The sequence below is a fragment of the Stenotrophomonas rhizophila genome (genome assembly GCF_007667275.1).
In the GTDB taxonomy this organism is placed as follows: domain Bacteria; phylum Pseudomonadota; class Gammaproteobacteria; order Xanthomonadales; family Xanthomonadaceae; genus Stenotrophomonas; species Stenotrophomonas maltophilia_AE.
The window spans coordinates 63,418-88,873 of the sequence record NZ_VDQT01000005.1 but is presented as its reverse complement, the minus strand read 5'-3'; the positions used below and the strand labels follow the sequence as shown (position 1 = coordinate 88,873).

The 25,456-nt window shown below is 60.3% G+C and carries 19 protein-coding genes; 15 read left to right on the top strand and 4 right to left on the bottom strand.

Annotated features, from left to right (window positions below; translation table 11 throughout):
- Positions 1-352 precede the first annotated feature (352 nt).
- Positions 353-823, bottom strand: coding sequence for a very short patch repair endonuclease (locus FSZ13_RS15605; RefSeq protein WP_260844214.1), 471 nt, complete (start codon positions 821-823; stop codon positions 353-355).
- Between the two features lie 29 nt (positions 824-852).
- Here FSZ13_RS15605 and FSZ13_RS15600 point away from each other — a divergent pair, with 29 nt between their 5' ends.
- From FSZ13_RS15600 to FSZ13_RS15565, 8 genes are all read left to right on the top strand, one after another.
- Positions 853-2,445: a DNA cytosine methyltransferase gene (locus FSZ13_RS15600; protein ID WP_145481305.1), complete on the top strand. Its 1,593-nt coding sequence runs from the start codon at positions 853-855 to the stop codon at positions 2,443-2,445.
- A gap of 28 nt (positions 2,446-2,473) precedes the next feature.
- Complete coding sequence (locus tag FSZ13_RS15595; protein ID WP_186308964.1) at positions 2,474-4,609, top strand: sigma-70 family RNA polymerase sigma factor; 2,136 nt, start codon at positions 2,474-2,476, stop codon at positions 4,607-4,609.
- The gene (locus FSZ13_RS15590; protein WP_145481301.1) at positions 4,593-6,110 is read left to right on the top strand and encodes an ATP-binding protein; all 1,518 of its coding nucleotides are present in this window, start codon (positions 4,593-4,595) and stop codon (positions 6,108-6,110) included. Before FSZ13_RS15595 ends, FSZ13_RS15590 begins: the two co-directional genes overlap by 17 nt.
- 10 nt (positions 6,111-6,120) lie before the next feature.
- Positions 6,121-9,087, top strand: a complete 2,967-nt coding sequence (locus FSZ13_RS15585) for a Z1 domain-containing protein (protein WP_145481300.1) — start codon at positions 6,121-6,123, stop codon at positions 9,085-9,087.
- Complete coding sequence (locus FSZ13_RS15580) at positions 9,068-10,081, top strand: PD-(D/E)XK motif protein (protein WP_145481298.1); 1,014 nt, start codon at positions 9,068-9,070, stop codon at positions 10,079-10,081. Before FSZ13_RS15585 ends, FSZ13_RS15580 begins: the two co-directional genes overlap by 20 nt.
- Before the next feature lie 5 nt (positions 10,082-10,086).
- A complete protein-coding gene (locus FSZ13_RS15575) occupies positions 10,087-11,880 on the top strand; it encodes an AIPR family protein (RefSeq protein ID WP_145481296.1) in 1,794 nt (597 codons plus the stop codon).
- A gap of 78 nt (positions 11,881-11,958) precedes the next feature.
- Complete coding sequence (locus FSZ13_RS15570) at positions 11,959-13,131, top strand: hypothetical protein (protein ID WP_145481294.1); 1,173 nt, start codon at positions 11,959-11,961, stop codon at positions 13,129-13,131.
- A gap of 2 nt (positions 13,132-13,133) precedes the next feature.
- On the top strand, positions 13,134-14,132 hold the full coding sequence (locus FSZ13_RS15565) for a hypothetical protein (RefSeq protein WP_145481292.1): 999 nt from the start codon (positions 13,134-13,136) through the stop codon (positions 14,130-14,132).
- Between the two features lie 250 nt (positions 14,133-14,382).
- On the opposite strand, the gene aceE is transcribed toward FSZ13_RS15565, so the two are convergent.
- Positions 14,383-17,070: a pyruvate dehydrogenase (acetyl-transferring), homodimeric type gene (gene aceE, locus FSZ13_RS15560; protein ID WP_145481290.1), complete on the bottom strand. Its 2,688-nt coding sequence runs from the start codon at positions 17,068-17,070 to the stop codon at positions 14,383-14,385.
- A gap of 437 nt (positions 17,071-17,507) precedes the next feature.
- On the opposite strand from aceE, the gene FSZ13_RS15555 reads away from it, so the two are divergent.
- From FSZ13_RS15555 to FSZ13_RS15545, 3 genes are all read left to right on the top strand, one after another.
- The gene (locus FSZ13_RS15555; RefSeq protein WP_145481288.1) at positions 17,508-18,011 is read left to right on the top strand and encodes a PadR family transcriptional regulator; all 504 of its coding nucleotides are present in this window, start codon (positions 17,508-17,510) and stop codon (positions 18,009-18,011) included.
- A 95-nt stretch (positions 18,012-18,106) separates the two neighbouring features.
- Positions 18,107-18,901, top strand: coding sequence for a siderophore-interacting protein (locus FSZ13_RS15550; RefSeq protein WP_145481286.1), 795 nt, complete (start codon positions 18,107-18,109; stop codon positions 18,899-18,901).
- 462 nt (positions 18,902-19,363) lie between these two features.
- On the top strand, positions 19,364-19,780 hold the full coding sequence (locus FSZ13_RS15545; protein WP_145481285.1) for a hypothetical protein: 417 nt from the start codon (positions 19,364-19,366) through the stop codon (positions 19,778-19,780).
- A gap of 199 nt (positions 19,781-19,979) precedes the next feature.
- Here FSZ13_RS15545 and FSZ13_RS15540 read toward each other — a convergent pair whose 3' ends face one another.
- Positions 19,980-20,687, bottom strand: a complete 708-nt coding sequence (locus FSZ13_RS15540) for a YceI family protein (protein ID WP_145481283.1) — start codon at positions 20,685-20,687, stop codon at positions 19,980-19,982.
- A 160-nt stretch (positions 20,688-20,847) separates the two neighbouring features.
- Complete coding sequence (locus FSZ13_RS15535; RefSeq protein WP_145481281.1) at positions 20,848-21,438, bottom strand: malonic semialdehyde reductase; 591 nt, start codon at positions 21,436-21,438, stop codon at positions 20,848-20,850.
- 125 nt (positions 21,439-21,563) lie between these two features.
- On the opposite strand from FSZ13_RS15535, the gene FSZ13_RS15530 reads away from it, so the two are divergent.
- The 4 genes from FSZ13_RS15530 to FSZ13_RS15515 all read left to right on the top strand — a co-directional run bounded on the left by FSZ13_RS15530 (position 21,564) and on the right by FSZ13_RS15515 (position 25,253).
- Positions 21,564-22,535, top strand: a complete 972-nt coding sequence (locus FSZ13_RS15530) for a mitochondrial fission ELM1 family protein (RefSeq protein WP_145481280.1) — start codon at positions 21,564-21,566, stop codon at positions 22,533-22,535.
- Between the two features lie 447 nt (positions 22,536-22,982).
- Entirely contained in the window at positions 22,983-23,861 is an 879-nt protein-coding gene (locus FSZ13_RS15525) for a DUF2145 domain-containing protein (RefSeq protein WP_145481278.1), read from the top strand.
- Between the two features lie 55 nt (positions 23,862-23,916).
- Positions 23,917-24,441 carry a hypothetical protein gene (locus tag FSZ13_RS15520; RefSeq protein WP_145481276.1) on the top strand — a complete coding sequence of 175 codons (525 nt, stop codon included), beginning with the start codon at positions 23,917-23,919 and terminating at the stop codon, positions 24,439-24,441.
- Between the two features lie 257 nt (positions 24,442-24,698).
- Entirely contained in the window at positions 24,699-25,253 is a 555-nt protein-coding gene (locus FSZ13_RS15515) for a queuosine precursor transporter (protein ID WP_145481274.1), read from the top strand.
- The last annotated feature ends 203 nt before the right edge of the window (positions 25,254-25,456 follow it).

Sequence of the window (25,456 nt, the reverse complement as noted above, 5' to 3'; positions counted from 1 at the left end):
CTGTCTCAGGGCTTGCGACGAAAGAGCTGCATCCTCAAGTCCCACGCCTTAGGCAACCGGGAGGAGGGAACGGGATGAGCCGCCGCTCACGGGGGCTTGGGACCGAGCCGGAACCCAGCCGCAGCGCCCTCGGACGTGTCAAGAGCCGGACCGAAACGGATGGATGGGACTAAAGAATCACCGCTGCGAGCCGATGCCCTGGTATGATTCCGCGTGGCCACGCAAACACCTCTCCCGTGGCCTTGGTCAGGCTGGGGGAGTGGGCTACCTAGCCCCTCCCGAGTCGGGAAAAGGGGTGTGCCCGGACAGAGTGCGAATTTCGACAAAGGACTGGACGACGCAAATGGCTCTCTCAGCTCATGCTATTCAAGGGCTCCGTTGCGACAGCGCCATGGCGCGCCCGAATCTCCGCGCCGTGGGTTCCGCCCGAAAGCCACTGACTCAGCTGCTGCACCGACTCGCCCGCATCGAGGCGGATTGCGCACTCCCAAACCACTCCCACACGCCAACCTTCTCCCCGCAGGGAAGCTATCGAAGACGCGTCGCGCTGCTGGTTCGCGTGCAGCTTGGCATCCCAGAACTCGGGTCGGGTCTTCGGAAGTCGAAAAAATGGGCAATCAGGATGCCTATGCCAGAAACATCCATGCACAAATACCACCGCCCTCCATTTAGGGAGCACGAGGTCCGGCTTGCCGGCGAGTCGTTTCGCATGAAGGCCAAAGCGGAATCCTCTTGCCCAGAGCTTTCTGCGCACAACCATCTCCGGCCGTGTGTTCTTTGCCCTGATTCTCGACATCAGCGCTGACCTGGTCGCCGAACTCATTACATCAACCATCTAGCAGAGACTCCGTCTTGACCGCAGTACCTAAGCACATCGGCGTAATTGATATTTTTGCTGGTCCCGGCGGCCTCGGCGAGGGATTCAGCAGCTTTCAGTCCAGCGAAGACGAATCGCAGTACCCTTTCGAGCTCGCAGTATCCGCAGAGATGGAGAAGTCGGCACACTCAACTCTCCTTCTAAGAGCGTTCTATCGCCTTCTTATTCGGCAAGAGGGCCAGGTGCCTGCAGAGTACTACGACTACCTGGATGAAGTGGCTGAAGGTAAGGCCCTACCGCCTGCAGTGCACTTTGGCAGCGGCCGCTGGGGAGCACTCTGGAAGGAAGCAGAACACGAAGCCCTTAATCTTACCCTTGGGGAAGAAGCGGACAATCTGGCCCTCTACTCAAGAATCAACAAGGTCAAGGATCATTATGAACAAATGATCCTCATCGGGGGGCCTCCTTGCCAGGCATACTCCGTCGTGGGCCGTGCCCGGCAGCGGCATGTCGAGGGATTCTCATCCAAAGGCGACAAGAAGCACTTTCTCTATAAGCAGTACTTGGGCATCCTCGCGGAGTTCTCACCTGCCGTGTTCATCATGGAGAACGTGAAAGGAATCCTCACCTCCAAAGTCGGCAACAAGGAAATGTTCGCGGCGATCATGCGCGACCTTTCCGACCCTGCTGCGGCCCTGAGAAAGGACAAAAAGGAAGGCAAGAACGGAGATCGCTATGTGCTTCTTCCGATTCACGTTGAAGAAGGTCAGAAGCGTACGAGCGCTCTAGTGTCTGACGACCCCTCGGCTTTCATCATCAGGTGTGAGAGCCACGGAATCCCGCAGGCGAGACATCGCGTCATCATCATGGGGGTTCGGGAGGACTTGGTCCACGAGGGAATTGAAGATCTTCCGGGCCTCGACGTAGTTAAACAGGTCAGCGTAAAGAAAGCCTTGGAGGGACTACCCAGACTGAGAAGCGGACTGAGCCGGAAGCAAGACGACTCGGATGAGTGGAGAATGGCGATGGAGTCCGAAAGAGACCGCCTCATCCGAATTCTTGGGAAATCACACCCGCAGCTGGTGGCGACGCTCACCTCTCTAACGCCATCCGGCGCTCTCCCGCGCAGCTCCGCCAAGTACACACAGGACAGAAACCCGTATGTTGATCAGCTGAAGTCCAAGCTACAGCGCTCGGTTCTTAACCATGAGACTCGGGGTCACATGAAGTCGGACCTTGGGCGGTACCTGTTCTGCGCGGAATTCGCACGGGAGCACAAGAAGTCCCCCACAAGCCGTGACTTTCCAAAGAAACTAGCACCCGATCACTTGAACTGGGAAAGCGGCTCGTTTTCGGATCGTTTTCGAGTTCAGCTCAAGGGAAAGCCTTCAAACACAGTCACCAGCCACCTATCAAGAGACGGGCATGCATTCATCCATTGGGATCCCCGTCAATGCCGGAGTCTTACAGTAAGAGAAGCGGCGCGACTTCAATCCTTCCCTGACGACTACCTGTTCCTCGGGAATAGAACCCAGCAGTTCGTCCAGGTTGGCAACGCGGTTCCGCCATTGATTGCCAGACAAATCGCGAGAGTAGTGTGGTCGATCCTAAACCACGCAAAGACTTGAGCTCGGGGGAGTAATGAATCGAAGGGAAATGGAATCCCCAGACTCTGAAGGAACGATGATTGGCGGCGAATCCACTGCCAAGGATGGCGGTGGTCGCCCGTCATTGAAGCCATTGCTTCGGCTCGCCGCACTTCGCGGCGACTCACAGCATGTATTGCGCTATCTTCAGCTAGGTGGTGATGTGGAGGCATGCGATCAGCAGGGACGAACACTGCATATGCTCGCCGCCTCCAAAGGTCATCTCCAGCTATGTGAGCTTATCGAAGAGCATGTGCTGAATGTCCAACACCCTGCACGCCATGAAGAGCCAACGGAGGCAGCCGGGGCGATAGTGGTGTGGCCGGGGAGAGATGAGATCGCTGGACTCGACGGCGCACATATTCCCTCTCAGCACTTGGAACTCGGTGTAAGCGTAGAGGCACCCTGCGAGGCTGACGAGTTTCAATCAGGGTTCTTCGGTACGTGGATCGTGGATGTGGCCGCCGATGCGCCAGTACAGGACCCTGAGATTTGGTCGACAGTAAAAAAGGTGCATGAAGAAATCTCCAGGCACGTATTTGTCGACAAGGACGAAGACTGGAACGAACTGGCAAGGCTGCTCCCGAGCCATTCTGAGATCTCACTGATCCGCGAACTGAATCATAGCTCCACACTTCACGCCTTTAGCGGGCTGATTCAGCGGGCACGTAACGAAGGCAGCTTCAGTCCCAAGGAGATTGAGGAACTATCGTACGAGATCGAAGGAGTTGAGGATGGTGACATATCGCATCACCTAACGGTCATCATGGGCCAGCTCGGCGCGGTTCCCGAGGAGGACGATCAGTGGCTACCGCCCATTCACGTCTACGAGAGCAGCTCATCAGCATCAGACACTGACATCGAGGAGCTGGAACTGTTCATGCAGGATCTTGCATCGAAGACGAATGATCCTGGCTCTCACTTCTGGAAGATCACCCAAGGGTCCTTGCTGCTAGACCGCGCGGGAGAAGAGCGAATCGGCTTGCTCTTGGACCTGTCTCTCAAGGATGCATATCGTGCCATCGCTGAAAGCGCTTGCGCCGCCGCTTCCATTAACCGCCTTGCAGACGACTTTAAGCACGGGCGCGTCTCGACAGGTCAGATCAGCCACCTGAGCGTGGGGGACAACGTTCCACTAGCCGAATGGACCGACGGTAGCGGTGATCCGGCAGATGAAGACGAACACCCACTACCCGCCGCAGGGCCAAGCCTGCTCGCACTATTGGAGACTGCAGCGTCTGCTTGCTCTGAATGGACAGGAAGCCCAAAGGATGATTCCTTGGGAAAGCGAGCCATGGCAGCCGTTTCGGCGTTAGAACTAACCTCCTCAACCATCAGACGGATTGATCAGGAGTTTGAAGGCGCCGGAAGCGTTAGCCTGGCTATGCGTAGGGCGCTGGGCCGCCTCTCACGGCTTGAGCACGAAATGTTCTTCGCCAACGTCAAATTAGCTGTCCATGTCGCTGACATGTATTCGTGGAGCACGCTACCTAGGATGGATCGGATCCAAGAGTCCTTGATCGGCCTGCTAAAGGCTATCGACAGATTTGACTACGGACGAGGAACCAAGTTCTCCACATACGCAATGTGGTGGCTTAAGCAGTCCTTGAGTCGCGCAATCGGTGACAAGGCGAGAGTGATACGCCTTCCTATTCATGTCATGGAGAGGGTCAGCAAGATCGCCAAGGTTGCCCGGGAACGTGGCGAAGACTCCGCTCAGGCGATGCGGGCGCAGGAGATCGCCAGGCTTAGCGACCTATCGCTGAATCAAGTCGCGAAGACGTTGGCCGTGATCGACGATGCAGTCTCTTGGGACCAGGAGGACGGCGTGCAAGAGCTTGCTTCCTCCACGCAGGATACGTCGTCTTCGCCAGAGGAATGGACTGACGAGTTCCTTCGTAGGCGCGCCATCGACGAGTGCTTGGCGCAACTCCCACCGAGAGAGGCAGAGGTCGTGAGACATCGATTCGGCCTGATAAACGGCGAGGACAGGACACTCGAGGAGGTGGGTCAGATGTTCGGTGTCACCCGGGAGCGGATACGCCAGATCGAGGCCAAGGCGTTGAGAAAAATGCGTCACCCAAAGCGGCGTCTTGGTGAACTGGTCAACGGTATTGCGGAGAAGGATGATGCAGCAGAGCAGTAATGTGAAGCCGCCAGGAAGGAATGTGCCGCCCAGAGCGGATGCGATGATTGAGGCACTTCGCGGGCTTGGATATACAACAGCAACTGCACTTGCGGACTTGATAGACAACAGCATATCTGCAAGCGCCGACTGTATTGAGATCAAGTTCAACTGGTTAGACTCTGACAGCTGGATTTCCATCACAGACAACGGCAAGGGAATGACCGGCGGAGAGCTCTTCAGCGCTATGCGACTGGGCGACCGAAACCCCCTGCACACCCGAAGTGCCACGGATCTAGGCCGCTTCGGCTTGGGACTCAAAACTGCATCCTTCTCTCAGGCAAGGCGACTGACTGTTCTCAGCCTGAAGGACGGGGATGCCAACTGTCTCCGATGGGACCTGGACGTACTCGCAACAGATCCAAATGGCGAGTGGCACCTTTTGGACGGGCCTGCGCCCCGCGCCGAAGCACGCCTTGCGTCGCTTGCTGATCAGGCCTGTGGCACGGTGGTCCTTTGGGAACAGCTCGATCGCATCGTCACCGAGGGCTTCAGCAGCCGGCACTTCCTTGACCTTATGGACGACGTGGAGCGCCATCTGGCAATGATCTTCCATAGGTTCCTCGAGGGAAGCCGACCTGCCTTGTCGTTACGACTGAACGGAAAGGCTGTAGTTGCTTGGGACCCGTTCCTTTCATCCAATCCGGCGACCTGGAAGTCACCTGTGACTAAGATTGGTGTGGGCAAGACGCAGGTCACAAGCCAAGCGTACGTGCTACCCCACAAAGACCGACTCGCCGCACGGGTTTATGCCGACGCCGGCGGTGTCGAGGGCTGGTCGGGTCAGCAAGGCTTCTATGTCTATCGCGGCAGGCGACTGCTCGTGGCTGGGAGCTGGCTTGGACTAGGGCGCGGTCGATCCTGGTCCAAGGACGAGTCCCACCGGCTTGCTCGAATTCGCCTAGACATCCCGAATGACGTCGATGCTCAATGGAAGATCGATATCAGGAAGTCTTCCGCACATCCTCCAGCCGCTTTGCGTGACCAACTGTGTCGACTCGCTGAGGACGCCCGATCGAGAGCGCGCAAAGTGTTCCTGCATCGGGCATATTCCAATTCAACGTTGCGGCGCGGCGAGGAAGTTGTACCGGTGTGGCAATCAAAAGAGACTGCGACCGGCCGGCGATACAACGTTGACCGAGCCCATACCGTTGTGAAGGATCTGGTGGAAGACCCCAAGTTTGGGCCGAAGGTGGAAGCGATGCTACGCGTCCTCGAAGAAACAATTCCGGTTCAGAGGATCTGGCTCGAGGCCGCAGAAAGCGGGGAGCACGCGAAGGGTGGCTTCACAGGCGAGCCAACTGACTCCGTTCGTGAGGTCCTGGACGTATTCTATCGAAGTCTTGTGGGGAGAAAGGGAATGGCACCCAACATGGCGAAGCTCCAGCTTCTACGCACTGAGCCGTTCGACCTCTACCCTGAGCTTATCAAGAATCTGCCAGACGACATCTCCAAGGAATGAAGAGAGCGACATGAGCGAATCCGTACAAAGCAGCGTTATCAAGATCGTCCAAGAGCTTCTAGTGGATGAGAAGCAGGCTGGACCGATTACGCCGGCGATGATCTCCGACAAGATTGCTCTCGCCTTGATGCTCAAGCCGCAATGGGCACAGGAGGTTGACCGCGAGTCTGTAGCCGATGAGCTGATCAGACGTTTCAGCGTGTGGATAGGCGATGACACCAGCCTCACTGACGATCGGGGCCACGAACCATGGCTCGATTCATCGAGGAAGGAAGAGTGGCGTTACTGGCAACGCTACCGTGAGATGATCGAGAAGGACTTGTCGTGGGACATCGCGGACAAGCTGGACAAGTCAACTGACAAGATCCTCGGAATGCTCGAAGACCCTCTTCGTGAAGGCCAATGGAGCCGTCGGGGCCTGGTTGTCGGCCACGTACAATCTGGAAAGACGGCGAGCTACACCGGCTTGGTATGCAAGGCCGCGGACGCGCAGTACAAGATAATCATCGTCCTGGCCGGACTTCACAACAATCTTAGATCGCAGACCCAGATACGCCTGGAAGAGGGATTTCTGGGATACGAGACAAACTCGACGCACGACGCACTTAAGCGGGTGGGTGTCGGCCTGATTGATTCCGATATGTCAATTAAGCCCAACTGCGCCACCACTCGCGCGGACAACGGTGATTTCGGAGGTCGATCTGCCAACCCGCTTTCAATTACACCTGAGCAGCGTCCCTGGCTCTTCGTCGTCAAGAAGAACAAGTCCGTCCTTGTCCGCCTCCTTAAATGGATACAGGCGCACGTGGCAGACTCCGTCGTCCAGGATGGCGAGCCCACTCCGTCAACCGCCAGAGACCTCCCGCTGGTTAGGAAACGGGTCACCAAGTTCCCGCTGCTGATCATCGATGACGAGGCCGACAATGCTTCGGTCGATACGGGCGAGCTGGTTGTCGATGAGAACGGAAAAGCCGACGAAGAGCATAATCCAACCACTATCAACAAGCTGATCCGTCGCATACTGAATTCCTTCTCGCGCTCGGCTTACGTGGGTTACACCGCCACGCCCTTCGCAAACATCTTCATCCACGAGCGCGGTGAGACACGCAACGAAGGGCCGGATCTTTTTCCGTCCGCTTTCATCCAGAATCTTGCTGCGCCAGACAATTACGTGGGCCCTGCGACGATGTTCGGGCTTGCCTCCCCCGAAGGCCGTACTGGCCACGTCCCCTTGATCCGTCCTGTTGAGGACTACCAATCAGGCGAAGAAGGGACAGGCTGGATGCCCGTGGGCCATAAGATTGACCATGTTCCGGTATGGAGTGGTGACCATGCCCTTCCTTTGAGCCTCAGAGAGGCGCTTAACTCCTTCATCCTGGCGTGCACGATCCGGAAGCTCCGTGGGCAGGGGAGAAAGCACTGCTCGATGCTCGTCCATGTCACGCGATTCAACAGTGTTCAGAAGATCTTAAAGAGTGACATCGATGACTACGTGAAGCATGCAAGGCAGACGATTGGACGGGGCATCGAAGATGGCGATGCGCTTGCCAACCTGCACGGCCTTTGGACTCGGGACTTTCTCCCTGCATCTGCAGCCGTCCGAGAGCTTGGGCTCGGTGACGTCCCAAGTGCAGAGCTGGCCTGGCAAGACATTCTTGACACGCTGCCCGGGGTCCTCGACGACTTGGAAGTCCGAATGATCAATGGGACTGCAAAGGATGCCCTTGACTACGAACAGAACAAGGAGCAAGGACTCAAGGTAATTGCCATCGGCGGCGACAAACTTGCCCGCGGACTCACGCTGGAGGGGCTGTGCACAAGTTACTTCCTGCGTGCGTCGAAGATGTACGACACACTTATGCAGATGGGTCGCTGGTTCGGATACCGTCCGGGCTACCTAGACCTTTGCCGCCTTTACACCTCGCCCGATCTCATCCGCTGGTTCAAGCACATCTCGGATGCATCGGCAGAGCTTCGAGAGGAGTTTGATCTCATGGCCAATTCGGGAGCTACGCCCCGGGAGTTTGGCCTGAAGGTTCAGTCTCACCCGGAAATGATGGTGACCTCCCAGATCAAGATGCGAAGCGCAAAAACCCTCAACCTTTCATACAGCGGCGAGCTTGTACAAACTGTCACTTTCCCGACTGACCATTCAGCCTTGAATCGCAACCTTGTTGCGGGCAGAAATCTCTTGTTGCAGGCTGGCGAGCCTAACCAGAGATCAACTGTAAAGGCGGATTTCGATGGGGGCGCCAAGGAATGGTCTGGGCACCTTTGGAGAGCCGTGGACGTCTCTACCGTGGTCGATTTCCTAGACAGCTACAGCACCCTGTCAGCAGCGCATCGAGTGAACAGCAAGGTCCTTGCTGAATTCATCCGCAAGATGGCCGCGACCGGCGAGCTTACGCAATGGACGATTGCGCTTTTGGGCACTCAGTCCGGAGAGTCCTACGAGCTCGCCCCAGGGATCAGCGTGGGAATGTCCCGCAGAAAGAGTGACTCTGATACTGGGAGCAGGTACTCGATCGGTGTTCTGCTTGACCCCACGGATGAGTCCATCGATGTGAGCTCGGCGCAATGGGAGGCCGCTCTGGCGCTGACCATATCCACTTGGGAGAAGAAGGGGAAGAAGAGCGCTACCGCTCCAGATGCTCCCAATGGTCTGGCTCTGCGTCGCATTCGTGGCGAAGGATCGACGGGGGTCGAGGGACAGCCCGAGAAGGGACTTTTGATTCTCTATGTTCTGGATCCAGCGCGCGCCGGTGAGAAAGAAGGAATGGACTGGAAGCGCCCGAGGAATCTAAAGGGCGCCCCGCCGGTCTTGGCTTTCGCCTTAAGCTTCCCTGGAAGCACATCGATTATCAAGGTTCCGTATAAGGTGAACAATGTTGGTTGGGAGAACGACTATGCCGACTCCGCCGAGTACATTGTGAATACTGTGGCCTGGGAGACCATCAATGAAACCCTCCAGCAGTGACGTCGATCTTGCTTCTGCCTGGCGCGCCTTGAGTGGCCACGCCAGCGGCGATGGATGGAGCGTGATCGAGCTCTTCAGCTCGGGCAACTGCATTGCAATGGCGGGCCGCAGAGGCGCCCGAAATGAGGAGAGCCTGTTGGTCGGCGTAAAGGGCCACATTCCGTCGCAGCGGGGTGAACTGCCGCGTGGCCAAGGGTTTAGCCTGACCACCACGGATGTTCACAGCCATCAGACCGGCTATTCCTGGTTTGCTTTGGTTCGGCAAGAGCCGGGCTCCCTTGAGCTGTTTACCAAGGTGGCGACTGACTTGGTCGACCTCATGGAGAGCCTTTCCATGCAGGAAGGGGTGCGTGTCCATGCAGCCATGGTTGCGAGGATTCGCGCGTGGCAGGCATTCATGAAGCGTGACGATGATGGAACTCTGTCCACTGAGGAGGAGATTGGACTCTTCGGGGAACTCTTGGTTCTGCAGAACGTCATTCAAGATGGCGTGTTTGAGGTCGATGCAATAGATAGTTGGACAGGCCCCGTTGACGGGCTGCACGACTTCGATCTGGGAGTTGGATCCGTTGAAGTCAAGACGACCGTGGCATCCGCGGGTTTCCTTGCCAGGATAGCCAACCTGGATCAACTGGATGACAGCCTCCGCAAGCCTCTCTATGTCGCGGCCGTTCGTCTTACGCAGCCGGATGTGGGCACGACCCTCCCTGAGTTGGTAGATGAGATTGCCAGTCGCTTCCAAGACGCCGGCGCGCCGGCCTGCTTTGGCAATCGTCTCATAGCCGCGGGCTACATGGTCACGGCACGGTCATCGTACAAAAGACGTTTTCGGTGTAGCGAGCTCACATATCGATTCATCAGCACTAACTCGCCGCGCCTTACACGGGCAAACGTTCCCTCATCAGTACGCGAAGCGCGCTACACGCTTGATCTAGACGCACTGCCCATAGCCGGGCGCAGTTTTTCAGAAATTTCGGACAGCCTTGGAGTATAGAATCAATGGAACTGAATGATTTCCTATCGCAGATTCGCGCTGAAGTGAAAAATGAGATAGATGATCGCATGTCCGTTTCCGGCAGCGCCTATCCATTTCCTGAGCTGGTTTTTGCAGAGATCACCATGCGCCACATGGAGGAGATTGGTATGACCTATGAACCGCAGGTCTGCCATGTCGACACTCGCGTCCAAGTGGGAAAGATTAGGCTGAGTGGTTACTCAATCTCCGAGGATGGGGACCGGCTCGACCTCTTTGTGACCTCTTACAACGATAGCGAGACAGTTCAGGCAGTGCCTGACACGGAGGCGAAGCAAGCCGCCGAGTACTGTTTCCGGTTTCTGTCGCAGTCGGCACAAGGAAAGATGACCAAGACTCTGGATCCGGCGAACGACGGATATGAGCTCGCCACCCATATTGAACGTGGATACAGGGATTTCGAGGAGATTCGCATCTATGTCCTGACGGATGGTCAGGTGAAGACCAAGCAGTTCAAGTCCCAAGAAGTAGGAGGCCGGACAGTTCGACTTGAAGTCATGGACATCGAACGGCTCAATCGCCATCTGTCAGAGGGGAAACCCAGGGACGAACTGGTCGTCAACTTCGAAGAAGTTGCAGGCACCCCCCTTCCCTGCGTCTACATCCGGGGAGAGGAGGACAGCTACGATTATGCAATGACGGTCTTCCCGGCAGACGTTCTTCGCCACCTGTATGACAAGTACGGCGCCCGACTGCTCGAAGCAAATGTACGCTCCTTCTTGAGTGCGACAGGAAAAGTCAACAAGGGTATACAGGCGACCCTGCGATCTGAGCCTGAGAAGTTTGTCGCCTACAACAATGGCATTGTTGTCGTTGCCGACGAGGCCAGTCTAGGCAGGACAAGCGACGGCGGCCCAGGTATCGCATGGCTGAAGGGGATGCAGATTGTCAATGGTGGCCAGACTACAGCCTCCATCTACTTTACGAAGAAGAAGTTCGGAGACACGGACCTATCCAAGGTGCAGGTTCCAGCCAAGGTCGTGATCCTGAAAACGGACAACTCAGCTGCTGAGGAAGCCTTGATTAGCGACATCTCGCGCTTCGCGAACAGCCAGAACACCGTGAAACAGTCCGATCTCTCCGCCAATTCGCCGTTCCACGTTGAGCTCGAGAAGCTGTCCGACAACGTGTATCTCCCGGATGGCGTGGGTCGTTGGTTCTATGAGCGCGCTTCGGGTAGCTACAACACAAAGCTTGCCCGTGAGGGCAGCACGCCTGCAAAGTATCGAGTACTCAAAACCGCGGTCATACCCCCTGCGCGACGATTGATCAAAACGGATCTCGCCAAGTTCTTGAACTCATGGGACGGACGGCCAGATCAGGCCAGCCTCGGTGGCCAGAAGAATTTCGCCCGCTTCATGGATGATGTGAGAGAGCGGGAGGAGCGAGGTGACTCTGTGGTGCCAGATGCAACTGGGTTCAAAAAGATGATTGCCAAAGTCATCATTTTCAAGCAGATCCAGTCGCTGGTGCGCCCCTTGTTCCCTGCGTTCCAAGGTAACGTTGCCATCTACTTGGTTGCCCTTCTGTCCCAGCAGCACGGATCCAAGGTTGATCTGATGCGGATTTGGGAGCAACAGGGTCTTTCAGAGGGCTTCAAGGATCAGATCAGAGTTTGGGCCCGCGAGGTTAATGCAGCACTCCACTCCTCAGCGAAGGGAAGAATGATAAGCGAGTGGGCAAAGAAGGAAGAGTGCTGGCTCGGCCTGAGGGATACTAAGCTCAGCGCGATCGAAACTTCAGTCCCTGAGCTGAGGTGATTTTTATAATGGCTCTTCCCGGCCGTGTGCCGACGGTCTAAGATCGAATTTAAGTATCGCCTACTGGAATCGTTAACCATGGAAGTAAAATCAGTACTTGAAGACCACAAGGTTCGAGCGAAGAGCATACTGGTTGAGATGGAGGTTCGGCAGTATCTAGTTCTGGCGGAACACCTAGTCAACTCCAACCCCTTTCAACGGAAGAGGGTTAGAGGCTCGAAGACTGTTTATTCACTGCTAAAGCGCGACTTCCTAGAGGGGTGCGTCATTCCGCCGATCGTCTTGGCCTACACCAAGAACGGAGGTGACTTTGCAAGCGATCCAATGCAGGCTTTCCATGACGATAAAGCGCATTTTTCGCTCTTGGACGGGCTCCAACGCACGTATACCCTGTTAGATCTTCGCAGCGAGATCGAGGATCCGGACGTACTATCCACCTTTCTTAAGAGGCGGATCCGGTGTGAGATCTATCAGGGCATCGATCGCCTTGGCATACTTTACAGAATGCTGACATTGAATACCGGGCAGACCACAATGTCATTGCGCCATCAAGTTGAGATAATGTATATAGACTTTCTCGACACAAAGATTGAGCACGTTCAATTACTTCGCGAAGCCGATAGAGCCAGCAGAGCTCTGAGCGCCTATAGCTTCAAGGACGCCATCGACGGATTCAATGCCTATATAGCAAGGAGCGAGTCGCCACTAGATCGAGGCGAGATCCTCGATAACATTACCAGCCTTGAGAATATCTCGAAGGAAACCAGAGATAAGGATCTCTTTCGCGACTTTGTCCTTGCGTGGGACAGGTTCATTGTCGCCATCGATGGGCTAGCTCTGAGGCTACCAGAAGAAGACCTGGAGGATGACCAGCGCACAGAAGACGACGGTGCTGGAAATGCTTCGCCCCGGAACTGGGGCTCGACCGGCCTTCGCGCTTTCAAACGGCCACAGGCCCTATCAGGGTTCGGAGCTTCAGTATCTATACTCCGGGATGCTGGTGACAACCTATCTCTTTCCTTGCTCGACTTCTCAACACTGGAGGTGGGCGGAGATGGAGAAGAGTTTATGCTCTCATTGAATAGGTCCATCTCGACGCTAAACTCAAGAGCTAAGCGCATAGGCAATGCTCAGCGCCTGTACTTTCGCCAGTTCTTTAGAGCCTTAGTAAGCCCGAACTCCGACTCTTTTATGAACCTTGTGAAATCGGAGGCGGATGCAATGACCAGTAGCTTGAGAATCGGCATCTAGTCATGTTGAAGGTCAAGGAATTGCGATTTAAGCGAAGAGACGGTTCCATCGTGTCTCGTGACGTCCCAGAGGACCTCAACCAAGCCTTGGTGGCGAAGGCTTGCGCGAACGAATACCTAGTACTGGCCGTATCCTCTTCGGCGGAATTGCCGGAGCAGTCGGTTTCGATGGTCAAGTACAAGGGGAAGACAGCAGGGTTCGTTATTCCGGGACAGGCACTTCTGTCGCCCCTACATCCTCGCAATGGCGACCCACACTATGCGGCCTATAGCCTCGTCGCAGCGTTAGAGGTTTGCGCTCGGTCATTCAATGGGGACTTCTCCATGTCCTCCACTTCCTCTGAAGCTGAAAGCCCCGGGGAGATACCTTTCCTTGAGGGAGATGCCTATCTTGTTCTTTGGAAGAAGATCATTGGGTTGGGGGATTGCTCAAGATTTCACCCGTCCCTTTTTTTGAATGGAATATACAGCTACAGGGGATCTCGAGATTATTGCGGAATAGATAATGTTCCTCCAGAGATAATCACCCTCCGGGATCCCGCCATTGATTCCCAGTACGCAAACTCGGTTTTTTTTAACCTTTACCCATACGCCTCATTCGCCCTTCTGAGGTTCTTTTACGCTTACCAGATTATTGAGATGTTAATTGGACTCGATTTTAAGGTGCGCTCCGAGGCGATACGTACCAAGCTAAACTTGGCTGCACCCGTAAGCATCACGACTCTCCGAGACATCGTTGACGACTTCAAGAAGTCCTACCAAGATCTACCGAGAATTAAGGAGATTCTGGCTCCACCATGCGGAAGTACTGAACTCGCACTGGATCGACTTTTGGACGAAATGGCTGATGACCGTTCGGACAAAAGCTTTGCGCAAAAGATCTACCGCGTGAGAAACATCCTGTTCCACGAGCACCTGAGAGCGCACGACTTCGACGAGAGCGTAATGTCGGTAGGCGACAATCTGATCGCATATTTGGCGAGGATCAAGTTCTCCGTTTAGATCACAGAGTTTCAATTGCCCGTGGACCTTGCACAACTCGCAATTCCAATCGGCGATAACATTCTCTCGTTCTCACTCGATGGTCGGCTGGGATCCAGCTTGCGGCGGGCCGTCTTTGCCACGCCTAAGTCGGCCGAAGCAATCATGCACTTCAGCCGCAGATGGTGAACGCACAAGAGTTGTTTTCAGTTCAATAGAAGAGGGGGCCATCGGCCCCCTCTTTCAGATCTAGGTGAAGTGAATCTGCCGATCAAACCCCGACAGGATTAGCCTTCTCAGGATCAATCTTGTACTGCTTGATAGCCCGGGCCACATCCTTCCCGGTCATCTTCCCGTCCTTGGCCAGTGCCGCAATCGCGGCATGCGCGATGTAGTACCGGTCCACTTCAAAGAAGCGACGCAGGTTTGCACGGGTATCCGAACGGCCGAAGCCATCCGTACCCAGCACGGTGAACGTAGCCGGCACGAACGCGCGGATCTGGTCCGCATACGCACGCACGTAGTCGGTCGCGGCGATCACGGGACCCTGGCGGTCTTCCAGCAGCTCGGTCACATACGCCTTGCGCTGGGTTTCTTCAGGGTGCAGGCGGTTCCAACGTTCGGCGTCGAAACCATCGCGGCGCAGTTCGTTGTAGCTGGGGCAGCTCCAGATGTCGGCGGTAACGCCGAAGTCCTTCTCCAGCAGCGCGGCCGCTTCAATGGCTTCGCGCAGGATGGTGCCCGAACCCATCAGCTGCACGCGCAGCTCGTTCTTCTTCGGCTTGCCGGCGTCGGTGAGCAGGTACATGCCCTTGACGATGCCTTCGGCCGCACCTTCCGGCATTTCCGGGTGGGTGTAGTTTTCGTTCATCAGGGTCAGGTAGTAGTACTCGTCTACCTGGTCTTCCATCATGCGCTTGGTGCCGTGCTGCAGGATGACCGTGACTTCGAAGCCGAAGGTGGGGTCATAGCTGCGCACGTTCGGAATGCCGCCAGCGGCCAGATGGCTGTGGCCATCTTCGTGCTGCAGGCCTTCACCGTTCAGCGTGGTGCGGCCGGCGGTGCCGCCGAGCAGGAAGCCGCGGGTACGCATGTCGGCGGCCTGCCAGGCGATGTCGCCCACGCGCTGGAAGCCGAACATGCTGTAGTAGATGTAGAACGGCAGCATCGGCACGTTGGACACCGAGTAGCTGGTACCGGCGGCCATCCAGGAGCTGATGGCGCCCGGCTCGCTGATGCCCTGCTGCAGCACCTGGCCGCTCTGGTCTTCGCGGTAGAACATGAGCTGGTCGGCGTCGACCGGCTTGTACTTCTGGCCGAACGGGGCGTAGATGCCGATCTGGCGGAACAGGCCTTCCATGCCGAACGTACGGGCTTCGTCGGCCACGATCGGCACGATGTGCGGGCCCAGTTCCTTGTCGCGCAGGGTGATGTTCAGGCTCTGCACGAAGGCCATGGTGGTGGAGTAGCTGCGCTCGCCGCTGCTCTTGAGCAGGCGCTCGTAGGCTTCCAGCTTCGGTGCGTTGAAGCTCTTGGTGGCCTTGCGGCGACGCTGCGGCAGGTAACCGCCCAGTGCGGCGCGGCGCTCCTGCAGGTACTGCACTTCCGGCGAGTCCGGGCCCGGGTGGTAGAACGGCACCTGGCCGTCCTTGAGCTGCTCGTCGGTCACCGGAATGTTGAAGCGGTCGCGGAAGTGGCGCACCGCTTCGTCGTCCAGCTTCTTGGTCTGGTGGGTCGGGTTCAGCGCTTCACCGGCGCTGCCCATGCCGTAGCCCTTGACCGTCTTGGCCAGGATCACGGTCGGCATGCCCTTGGTGTTCACCGCTTCGTGGTACGCGGCATACACCTTGTGCGGGTCGTGGCCGCCACGGTTCAGGCGCCAGATGTCGTCGTCGGACAGACCGGCGACCATGGCGGCGGTTTCCGGGTACTTGCCGAAGAAATGCTCGCGCGTGTACGCGCCGCCGAAGGCCTTGCAGTTCTGGTATTCGCCGTCGACGGTTTCCATCATCAGCTTGCGCAGCACACCGTTGGTGTCCTTGGCCAGCAGGGCATCCCAGTAACCGCCCCACAGCAGCTTGATGACATTCCATCCGCCGCCACGGAACACGCCTTCCAGCTCCTGGATGATCTTGCCGTTGCCGCGCACCGGGCCGTCGAGGCGCTGCAGGTTGCAGTTGACCACGAAGATCAGGTTGTCCAGGCCTTCACGGCCGGCCAGCGCGATGGCGCCGAGGGTTTCCGGCTCGTCGCTCTCGCCGTCGCCGATGAAGCACCACACCTTGCGGTCGGACTTCTCGATCAGGCCACGGTTTTCCAGGTAACGCAGGAACTGCGCCTGGTAGATGGCGGCCAGCGGGCCCAGGCCCATGGACACGGTGGGGGTCTGCCAGTAGTCCGGCATCAGCCACGGGTGCGGGTAGCTGGACAGGCCGCCGCCGTCGACTTCCATGCGGAACTTGTCCAGCTGCTGCTCGTCGATGCGGCCTTCTAGGAAGGAACGCGCATAGATGCCCGGGGCGCTGTGGCCCTGGATGAAGAGCAGGTCGCCGGGGTGGTTGTCGCTGGGGGCGCGCCAGAAGTGGTTGAAGCCCACGTCGTACAGGGTGGCACCGGAGGCGAAGCTGGCGATGTGGCCGCCCAGGTCGCCCGGCTTGCGGTTAGCGCGCACCACGGTGGCCATGGCGTTCCAGCGGATGATGGAACGAATGCGCCATTCCAGTTCGGCGTTGCCCGGGCTCTTGGCCTCCAGGTTCGGCGCGATGGTGTTCACGTACTCGGTGGTGGGAGAGAACGGCAGGTAAGCACCCGAACGACGGGTGAGTTCCACCATGCCTTCCAACAGTTGATGCGCGCGCTCAGGGCCCTCGACATCAATAACGGCCTTCAGCGACTCGATCCATTCCTGGGTTTCCACAGGATTCGGGTCGTTGTTCAGCACCTCGTTCAACCAGTTCATTAGCGCTCCCATGACCGCACGCACGCGCGCGACTGTTTTTGATTTCTAGCCGCAAAGTGTAGCGCACCAATGGGTTTGCTTACTTCGCTACGGGTGCGTATGGAAGAGGTGGCGTTGTGTCTTGGGGACATTGCGCGACAGTGTGGGGAGGTGGTTGCGGGGTTCCACGGGCGGCTTGAGGTTGATGCGGGGCCCGTTTTTGTGGGGTCGCGTTGGCTAGCGCTGTCATTGAATGGCCTGCGACCAGCGGAGTGTTCCACCTGGGAGACGTACCGTTGTGGTGGGCAACCGGGCGTAGAGCCACGCCCTGCGTGGCTGCACGCAGACCATCCGAAGCTCACCGGTTTGCTGAACGATTGCGCAGCCACGCAGGGCGTGGCTCTACACGGGTGATCGATTTCGATATATCGTTTGCTCACTTCATTCGATATATCGAAATGACTCCCTCGCGTGATCTGGATGGGACTGCCCGTCCGCTTACCTCCCGCCCGCTCAGCCGGGGCGACCTGCGCCTGCTGGTGCTTTCGCTGCTGGCGGCGCAGCCGCGCCATGGCTATGAGCTGATCCAGTGCATCAGCGAGATGTTCGTGCGGGTGTATACGCCCAGTGCGGGCGCGATCTACCCGGTGCTGGGGCAGTTCGAGGCTGCGGGCTGGGTGACGGCGCTGGAAGAGGCCGGGCGCAAGCGCTACCAGCTCACGGCGCTGGGCCAGGCCGAGCTGGCGGCGCAGCGCGCGGAGGTGGACGCGGCGATGCAGCGGGTGCGGCACAGCGCGCGCATGATCGCCAAGGCCAACCTGCCGCCGGTGGTGCGCGATGCGCTGCGTGAGCTGAAGCAGGCGCTGGGCCTGCACCACGCGCATTGGCAGGACGACAACGCGGCGGCGGTTGCCCAGGCGCTGGGCGAGGCCGCTGCGCGGATCCGCGCGCTCGGGCGCTGACTCCCCCTCTATTCCCTTTCGACCCCGCCCGCTTCGCGCCAGCCAGGTCTTTCCCCCATACGCCGCTGCGGCGGCATTGAAACAGGTACATCGCCATGGCTCTGCATGAAAACAAACTGGTGCGCCACACCGTGAAGTTCCGCCCGCTGGAGGTGCTGCGCACCGAGGAGATCAGCCCGTGCATGCGCCGGGTGATCGTGGGCGGTGCGGCGCTGGAGGGTTTCGATTCGCCTTCGCCGGATGACCACGTGAAGCTGTTCTTCCCGAACGAGGAAGGCCAGTTCGTGGTGCCGACGATGACGCCGGAAGGCCCGCGGTATCCGGAGGGCCAGCTGCCCTCCCCTGCGCGCGATTACACGCCGCGCTGGTGGGATCTGGAGAGCAACGAGCTGGCCATCGACTTCGTGATGCACGGCGACGGGGTGGCGTCGCGCTGGGCGGCCAATGCGCAGCCGGGGCATGCGATTGCGGTGGGTGGGCCGCGTGGGTCGCACATTACGGCGGATGATTTCGATACGTATGTGCTGTTTGGCGATGAGACCGCGCTGCCGGCGATCGGGCGCTGGTTGGAGACGCTGCCGGAGCAGGCGCGGGCGGAGGTGTATATCGAGATTCCTGAGGCGGAGGATCGGCAGGCGTTGCCTGAGGATGAGCGGATCCGGGTGTCGTGGTTGGAGCGCAATGGGTTTGATGCGGCCAACAGTACGTTGCTGGAGGATGTGCTGACGGATTTCGAGGAGCCGGAGGGCGATACGTTCTACTGGATTGCCGCGGAGTCGCGCCGGGCGCGGATGATGCGGAAGTACATCGAGGGGCACCTGGGGGTGCCGAAGGAGTGGATCCGCTCGAAGGGGTATTGGAAGGCGCATGCGGGGCATGAGGGGGATTGAGGCGCGCGCCGTTGGCGCCCGCACGACCAACGGTCGTGCGCTACCGCGGTGGGCCGGTGCCGCCGGAACGCCACCCGGTAGCGCCGGCCGTTGGCCGGCCGTGGGAACCCCGACGAAGGGCAGCCCAGCCGGCGCAGCTGCGGTTTCGGTGTTTGGGACGATGGGACGCTGCGTGGGCCGGCCAACGGCCGGCGCTACCGGGTGGCGTTCCGGCCCCGGCTGGCGTTCCGGCCCCGGCTGGCGTTCCGGCCCCGGGTGCGTTCCGGCCCCGGGTGCGTTCCGACCCCGGGTGCGTTCCGGCCCCGGGGTGCGTTCCGGCCCCGGTGGGTTCCCGGACCTGTGTGGACGGGCGGCGCACCCCGTGCCCTGCAAACGCGCGGTTGTCCGCAAACCCCGGTAGGTCACGACCGTTGGTCGTGACCCGCCCCATGCGACAATCGCGTTTTGCCCGGCCCACTTTCGATGCAAGCAGCTTCTCTTCCGGCTCTGGCCGATCTGATCGCGCGCCTGGAGCGTGCTGATCCCGCGCTGGATGCAGCGCTGGCCACTGCCGCGCCGCTGGCCACGGTGCCGATGCGCGAGGCGGTGTTGCCGCTGGCACGGGCGCAGTTGGCGCTGGTGCAGGCCAATGCGGATATCACGCTGGTGGCCGATGAGCTGCGCCGTTACCAGAAGTACGCGCTGCCGGGGAAGCCGAGCCTGCAGATCGTGCAGCTGCGCAAGCAGCAGGGTGCGGTGAAGCAGACGGCGTTGATTGCGCGGCAGAATTTCGCACAGGCTACGCATGTGTTTTTGCGGGAGAGCGGGTTGACTGCGCCTGCGCGGCGGTTGCCTACGGATTTTGCTACCGGGTGGTTGGTGAAGATCGCTACGGTGTGAGGCTGTGGGGGGTGGGACGGCGGTTGTTTCGGTACAGGTCATGCGTTACCGGACGGTGTGCCGTTACGTGCGGTCGTTTGGGAACCGACCCTACCGATGCAGCACCCTGTCCGGTGCTGAGATCCGTTATCCCGTCGCGCGGCGCACAAACAAAAATCCCGCCTTTCGGCGGGATTTTTGCGTTCAACATCGTTACCGCTTAGGCAGCCGGCTTTTCGCCGGTGGCTTCGGTGGTGATGCGGATGTTCACTTCGTCGCTCACGTTCGGGGCGTAGGCGCCCACGCCGAAGTCGCTGCGCTTGATGGTGGTGGTGGCGTCGAAACCAGCCGCCGGCACCTTGGCCATCGGGTGCTCGCCGCCGCCGTTGACGGTCACGTCCAGGGTCACCGGCTTGGTGATGTCCTTGATGGTCAGGTCGCCGGTAACCTTCAACTTGTTGGTGCCGGCAGCTTCCACCTTGGTGCTCTTGAAGGTGGCGGCCGGGAACTTGGCGGCGTCGAAGAAGTCGGCGCTGCGCAGGTGTTCGTCGAACTTGGCGGTGAAGCTGTTCAGGCCGGTCAGCGGCAGCTTCACTTCCACGGTGCTCTTGGTCACGTCGGCGGCGTCATACACCAGGGTGCCTTCGGCCGAGCCGAAGTGCGCGGTCGGGTGCGAGAAGCCGAAGTGGCTCCACTGGGCCAGCACGTCGGTGTGGCTCGGGTCGAGCTTGTAGGTGCCCGAGGCGATCTGGATGGCGTCGGCAGCCGGGGCGGCGGCCGGGGCAGCAGCCGTTTCGGCCGGTGCGGTGGCGGCAGCGGCCGGGGTGGCGTCGGCGGCCGGAGCTGCGGTTTCTTCAGCCGGCTTGGAGCAGGCGGCGATGGCCAGGGTCAGGGCCAACGGCAGCAGCAGTTTGCGGGTCACGGTCATGGCAGGTCTCTCTCTCGAATGGGAAGGGAACACAGGAAGGGGTGCAACAGCCCGTCCGCAGGGACAGGCCAATGGTACCGGCCAGCGGGGTGCATACCCTTCGGGCCGTCACTGCGCGACGTCGAGAACGGCGCCAGGCCGTTCTCTTCGGCGGAAACGCTTAGGCGATGCGGGCCGCTTCGTCGAAGGACAGGCGAGGCAGGCGCGGGAACAGGCCCGAAGAATCACCGTAACCCAGATTGACCAGGAAATTCGACTTGATGGTGGTGCCCTTGAAGAAGGCTTCGTCGACCTTGGCCGGGTCGAAACCGCTCATCGGGCCAGCGTCCAGGCCCAGCGCGCGCGCGGCCAGGATCAGGTAGGCACCCTGCAGGCTGCCGTTGCGGAACGCCGATTCGTGGCGGCCTTCGCGCGGGCCGTCGAACCAGGCCTTGGCGTCGGTGTGCGGGAACAGGTACGGCAGCTTTTCGTGGAAGTCTTCGTCGAAGCCGATGATCACGGTGACCGGCGCGGCCAGGGTCTTGTCGTGGTTGCCTTCGGACAGCGCGGGGGCCAGCTTGGCCTTGGCTTCGGCGGACTTCACGAACACGAAGCGCGCCGGGCTGCCATTGGCGGCGGTGGGGCCCCACTTCAGCAGGTCGTACAGCGCCTTGAGCTGGTCGTCTTCCACCGGCTTGTCGAGGAAGGCGTTCTGGGTACGGGCGGTACGGAACAACTGGTCGAGCGCAGCATCGTTGAGCACGTTGGACATGAAGCCTCCAGTAGAAAGGGAATCCTGTTCACCGTGCGCTACCTTAAGGGCAGCGGCGGCCGGCGAAGGTTCGCAGTGTAGAGTGTCGCGACTGTTGCAACACCCAGCCTTATTGAAACGAATTAATGCCACACGTGAAACGATGGAGTCCGCCCTGGACGATCACTGACGGCCGCGCCGGCAATGTCCGGCAGGCGGTGGCGCTGGCCACGGCACTGAAGCTGGGGGTGCATCGGCCGCTGGTGTTGTTGCCGCGCGCGCCGTGGAAGTGGGCGGCGCCGCGCTGGCTGCCGGGCATGGCCGGGGGCTACGGCGAGGCATTCGCGTCATTGACTGCGCAACCGCCGCAGCTGGCGGTGGGCTGTGGCCGCCAGGCGGCCGGGGCGCTGCGCGAACTGCGCCGGCGTGGCAGCAACGTGGTGCAGATCCTGGATCCGCGGCTGGGCACGCGCCATTGGGACCTGCTGGTGGTGCCCGAGCACGACCGCCTGCGCGGCAGCAACGTGCTCACCCTGCTGGGCAGCTTGAACCCGGTGGACGATGACTGGCTTGCGGTGGGCCGTGCGGCATTTGCCGGTTTCGGCGAGCTGCCCGGGCCGCGTACGGCGCTGCTGGTAGGCGGGCCGACCCCGCACGCGCCGTGGCACGAGCCGGACATGGTGAAGGTCTTCCAGCAGCTGGCCGACCAGCTGCGCGCGGAGGGCGGCAGCCTGCTGGCCACCACGTCGCGGCGCACGCCGCCGGCGCTGGTGGGGGTGTTGCGCAGTGCGTTCGCCGATGTGCCGCATGTGATCTGGGGCGATGGCGGCGACGGGGTGAACCCGTACGCGGGGCTGCTGGGCTGGGCCGACCGGGTGGTGGTATCGCCCGATTCGGTGAACCTGCTGTCCGAAGCCTGCGGCACGCGCCTGCCGGTAGCGGTGGCGCTGGAACAGCAGGCGCAGGGGCGTATGGTGCAGTTCCAGCAGGCGCTGCGCGCGCGTGGGCGCTTGCAGGAACGCTGGCTGGATTGGAGCTGCGTGGGCCCGATTGAACCGTTGCGCGAAACCGGGCGCGTTGCTGCGCAGGTGCGCGAGGCGTTCGGTATCCGCGCCTGACGGCGGTGTGTGCGTGGCTGCCGATGCGGCGACGATGCGGTAGATTCGAGATTCACCAGGGAGGGAGGATGCGCATGCGTAGTGCGGTGTTGGGATTTTTGGTCCTGTTGTTGATGGGGTGTTCAAGCATGCCCACCGGGCAGGACGCGGTGTCGTGGAGCTGCCACAAGGAGCTCACCGCGTATCGCAACCAGCCGCCGCGCACGGACGCGCAGAAGAAAGAGCGCTGGCCGGAGGATCCGCCGATACCTGTGAGTGAGCCCTGTGCGCGGGAGTTGAGCCGGTGAACGGGGGGATGATGCGGGGTGGTCTGGGTCTGCGATGACACCCGTGGGGTGTCACCACGCCGCCGTTGCCGCACCCCGGTAGCGCCGACCGTTGGTCGGCACACAGCCTGATACGGCTATGATGCCCGCGCGGCCCCGTACCGCCGGAGACTGAACTGCAATGGACCTGCCCTGCCCCGCACCGCCCATCAAGCGCATCGCGCTGCCCGCACTGCTGTGCGCGGTTCTTTGGCTGGCCGCCCCACTGGCCCAGGCCCAATCGCAACAGCCCGAGTGCATGGAGCGCCACCCCACCCCGGCCGCGCTGGCATCGATGTTCGATGTGGCGCAGCGCGCCGATGAAGCCCTGGAAGCATTGGACGACGTCGATGCAGTGATCATCGCGCGCGGGGGCCAGGATCTCAGCCGGTACGGCCTGCGCCACAGCCATCTGGCCTTCGCGGTGCGCGAGGACGACGGCAGCTGGCGCACGGTGCATCTGCTCAACCGCTGCAAGTCATCCGAATCCACGTTGTTCCGCGAGGGCCTGAGCAACTTCATCGGCGAAACCGGCACGCATACCGACCTGCGCGTGGGCGTGCCGACGCCGGCCGTTCGCGCGGCGTTGAAAACGATGCTGACGCCGCCCGCGATCCAGGCCAAGGCGCTGCACGAACCGCGTTACAGCGTGGTGGCCTATCCCTTCAGCGATGAATACCAGAACTCCAACCAGTGGGTGCTGGAGGTGCTGGCGGCGGCGATCGCACAGTCGCGCGATGGCACGTTGCTGGTGCGACGCGCGCAGGTGCAGACGTGGTTGAAGGAGCAGATGTACCAGCCCAGTTCGTTGCATATCGGGGTGGGCAAGCGGTTGGGGGCGCGGTTCTTCTCGGCCAATGCAGCCACTACCGACCACCCGGCCAGCGAGCGCGTTTCCGGGAATTATTCGGTGGTAACGGTGGAATCGGTGTTTGATTTCCTGCAGAAGCGCGGGGCGCTGGCGCAGGAGTTGAGCGTGGCGCATGTGCCGGTGGCGGGGATGGCGGCACCGAAGCCCTGACGATTTTTTGCGATGCCGGCATGCTGCCGGTACCGCCTTTGCAGAAGGAGTTGGCATGAAGCGTTATTCGATCCTGGCCGTGGCATTGAGCGTGGCCATTGCCGCACCGCAGGCCGGTGCGCAGCACTTCACCCCGAGCCAGCAGTCGGTGAGCTACGCGGCGCTCAGTGCTTACGTGAGCATCGCCGTGGTTACCGCGCCGATCTGGCTGACGGCGGCGGGGTTCAAGGGGTCGGCGAAGGGTTCGGAACGGCGCAGCGCGGTCAAGGGCAAGGGGACTGGCACCGTTGGCACGAAGGCCGGTCCGTTGCCGCCGCTCACCGTGGAGAAGGTGGAGCGGCAGGCCGATGGTGCGTACCAGGTGGCATTGAAGAACCCGGAGGCACCTGCCGACCTGGCCGTGGTGCAGTGGCCTGCGCGGGATGACAGTCCGGCACAGGCGCTGAAGGTCGGCGATGTGTTGGCCTTCACGCCCACCGAGGCCGGTGCCGGGTGGATGGTGGCCGATGCGCAGGGCACGGCGCTGGCGTTTTTGCCGACGGCGGATGCGGCGGCGAGTAGTTCCAGCGAGCGATGGTAGCAGAGCAGCCGGGCAGAGCCCGGCTCTACGGGGGTTCATTGCGTCGGGGCGGCCCGTGAGATGGATCGTTGCGTCGAGCCGGTTGGTGGGGTGGATCGTTGCGTCGGGCCGATCGGTGAGGTGGATCGCCTTGGCCGGGCCGATTGATGAGATGAATCATTAGATTGGGCCGAATCGTCAGGTGAATAGCGCGGGGTGGCTGCGGGGGCGCGGAGCGGGGATAATCCGCGGCTTCCCTGCCCTGCCCCTGGTACGCCATGACCGCGCGCCCTGACATCGTGTTCGCTCCGTTGACCCCGCGCTCGCTGCTGCTGGCGGTGCTGGCCATGGGTGCGGTGGTGCTGGGCTCGAACGTGCTGGTGCAGTACCCGATCAACGACTGGCTGACCTGGGGCGCCTTCAGCTACCCGGTGGCGTTCCTGGTGAGCAACCTGATCAACCGCCGGTTTGGTCCCGCAGCGGCACGCAGGGTGGCATGGGCCGGGTTTGCGTTGGCGGTGGTGCTGTCGATCTGGATCGCCACACCGCGCATTGCGGTGGCCTCGTGCCTGGCGTTCATCGCCGCGCAGCTGCTGGATATCACCGTGTTTGATCGGTTGCGGCGCGGGCATTGGTGGCGCGCGCCGATGGTGGCGACCACGTGCAGTGCGACGTTGGATACCACAATTTTCTGGAGCATTGCGTTTGCCGGCTCGAGCTTGCCGTGGGTGAGCTGGGCAGCGGGCGACCTGGCGGTGAAGCTGGCCATCGGCGTGTTCCTGCTGGCGCCGTTCCGCGCGTTGCTGTGGAAGATGGCGCCGCGTACGGCGTGATGGGTGCAGGCACGTAACGATGGAGTACCGGTAGGGTCGCATCCCTATCGACCGCCGTTACGTTTTCCGCGTTCGGTTGTGGCATGAACGTCGTCGGGGACGGCTTTTGTTTTTGCCCGGGGTCATGCGTTACCGAATGTTGAACCGCTATCGGCGGTCGTTTGGGAACCGACCCTACCGGAAGGCATTTCCGTGCGGATTGA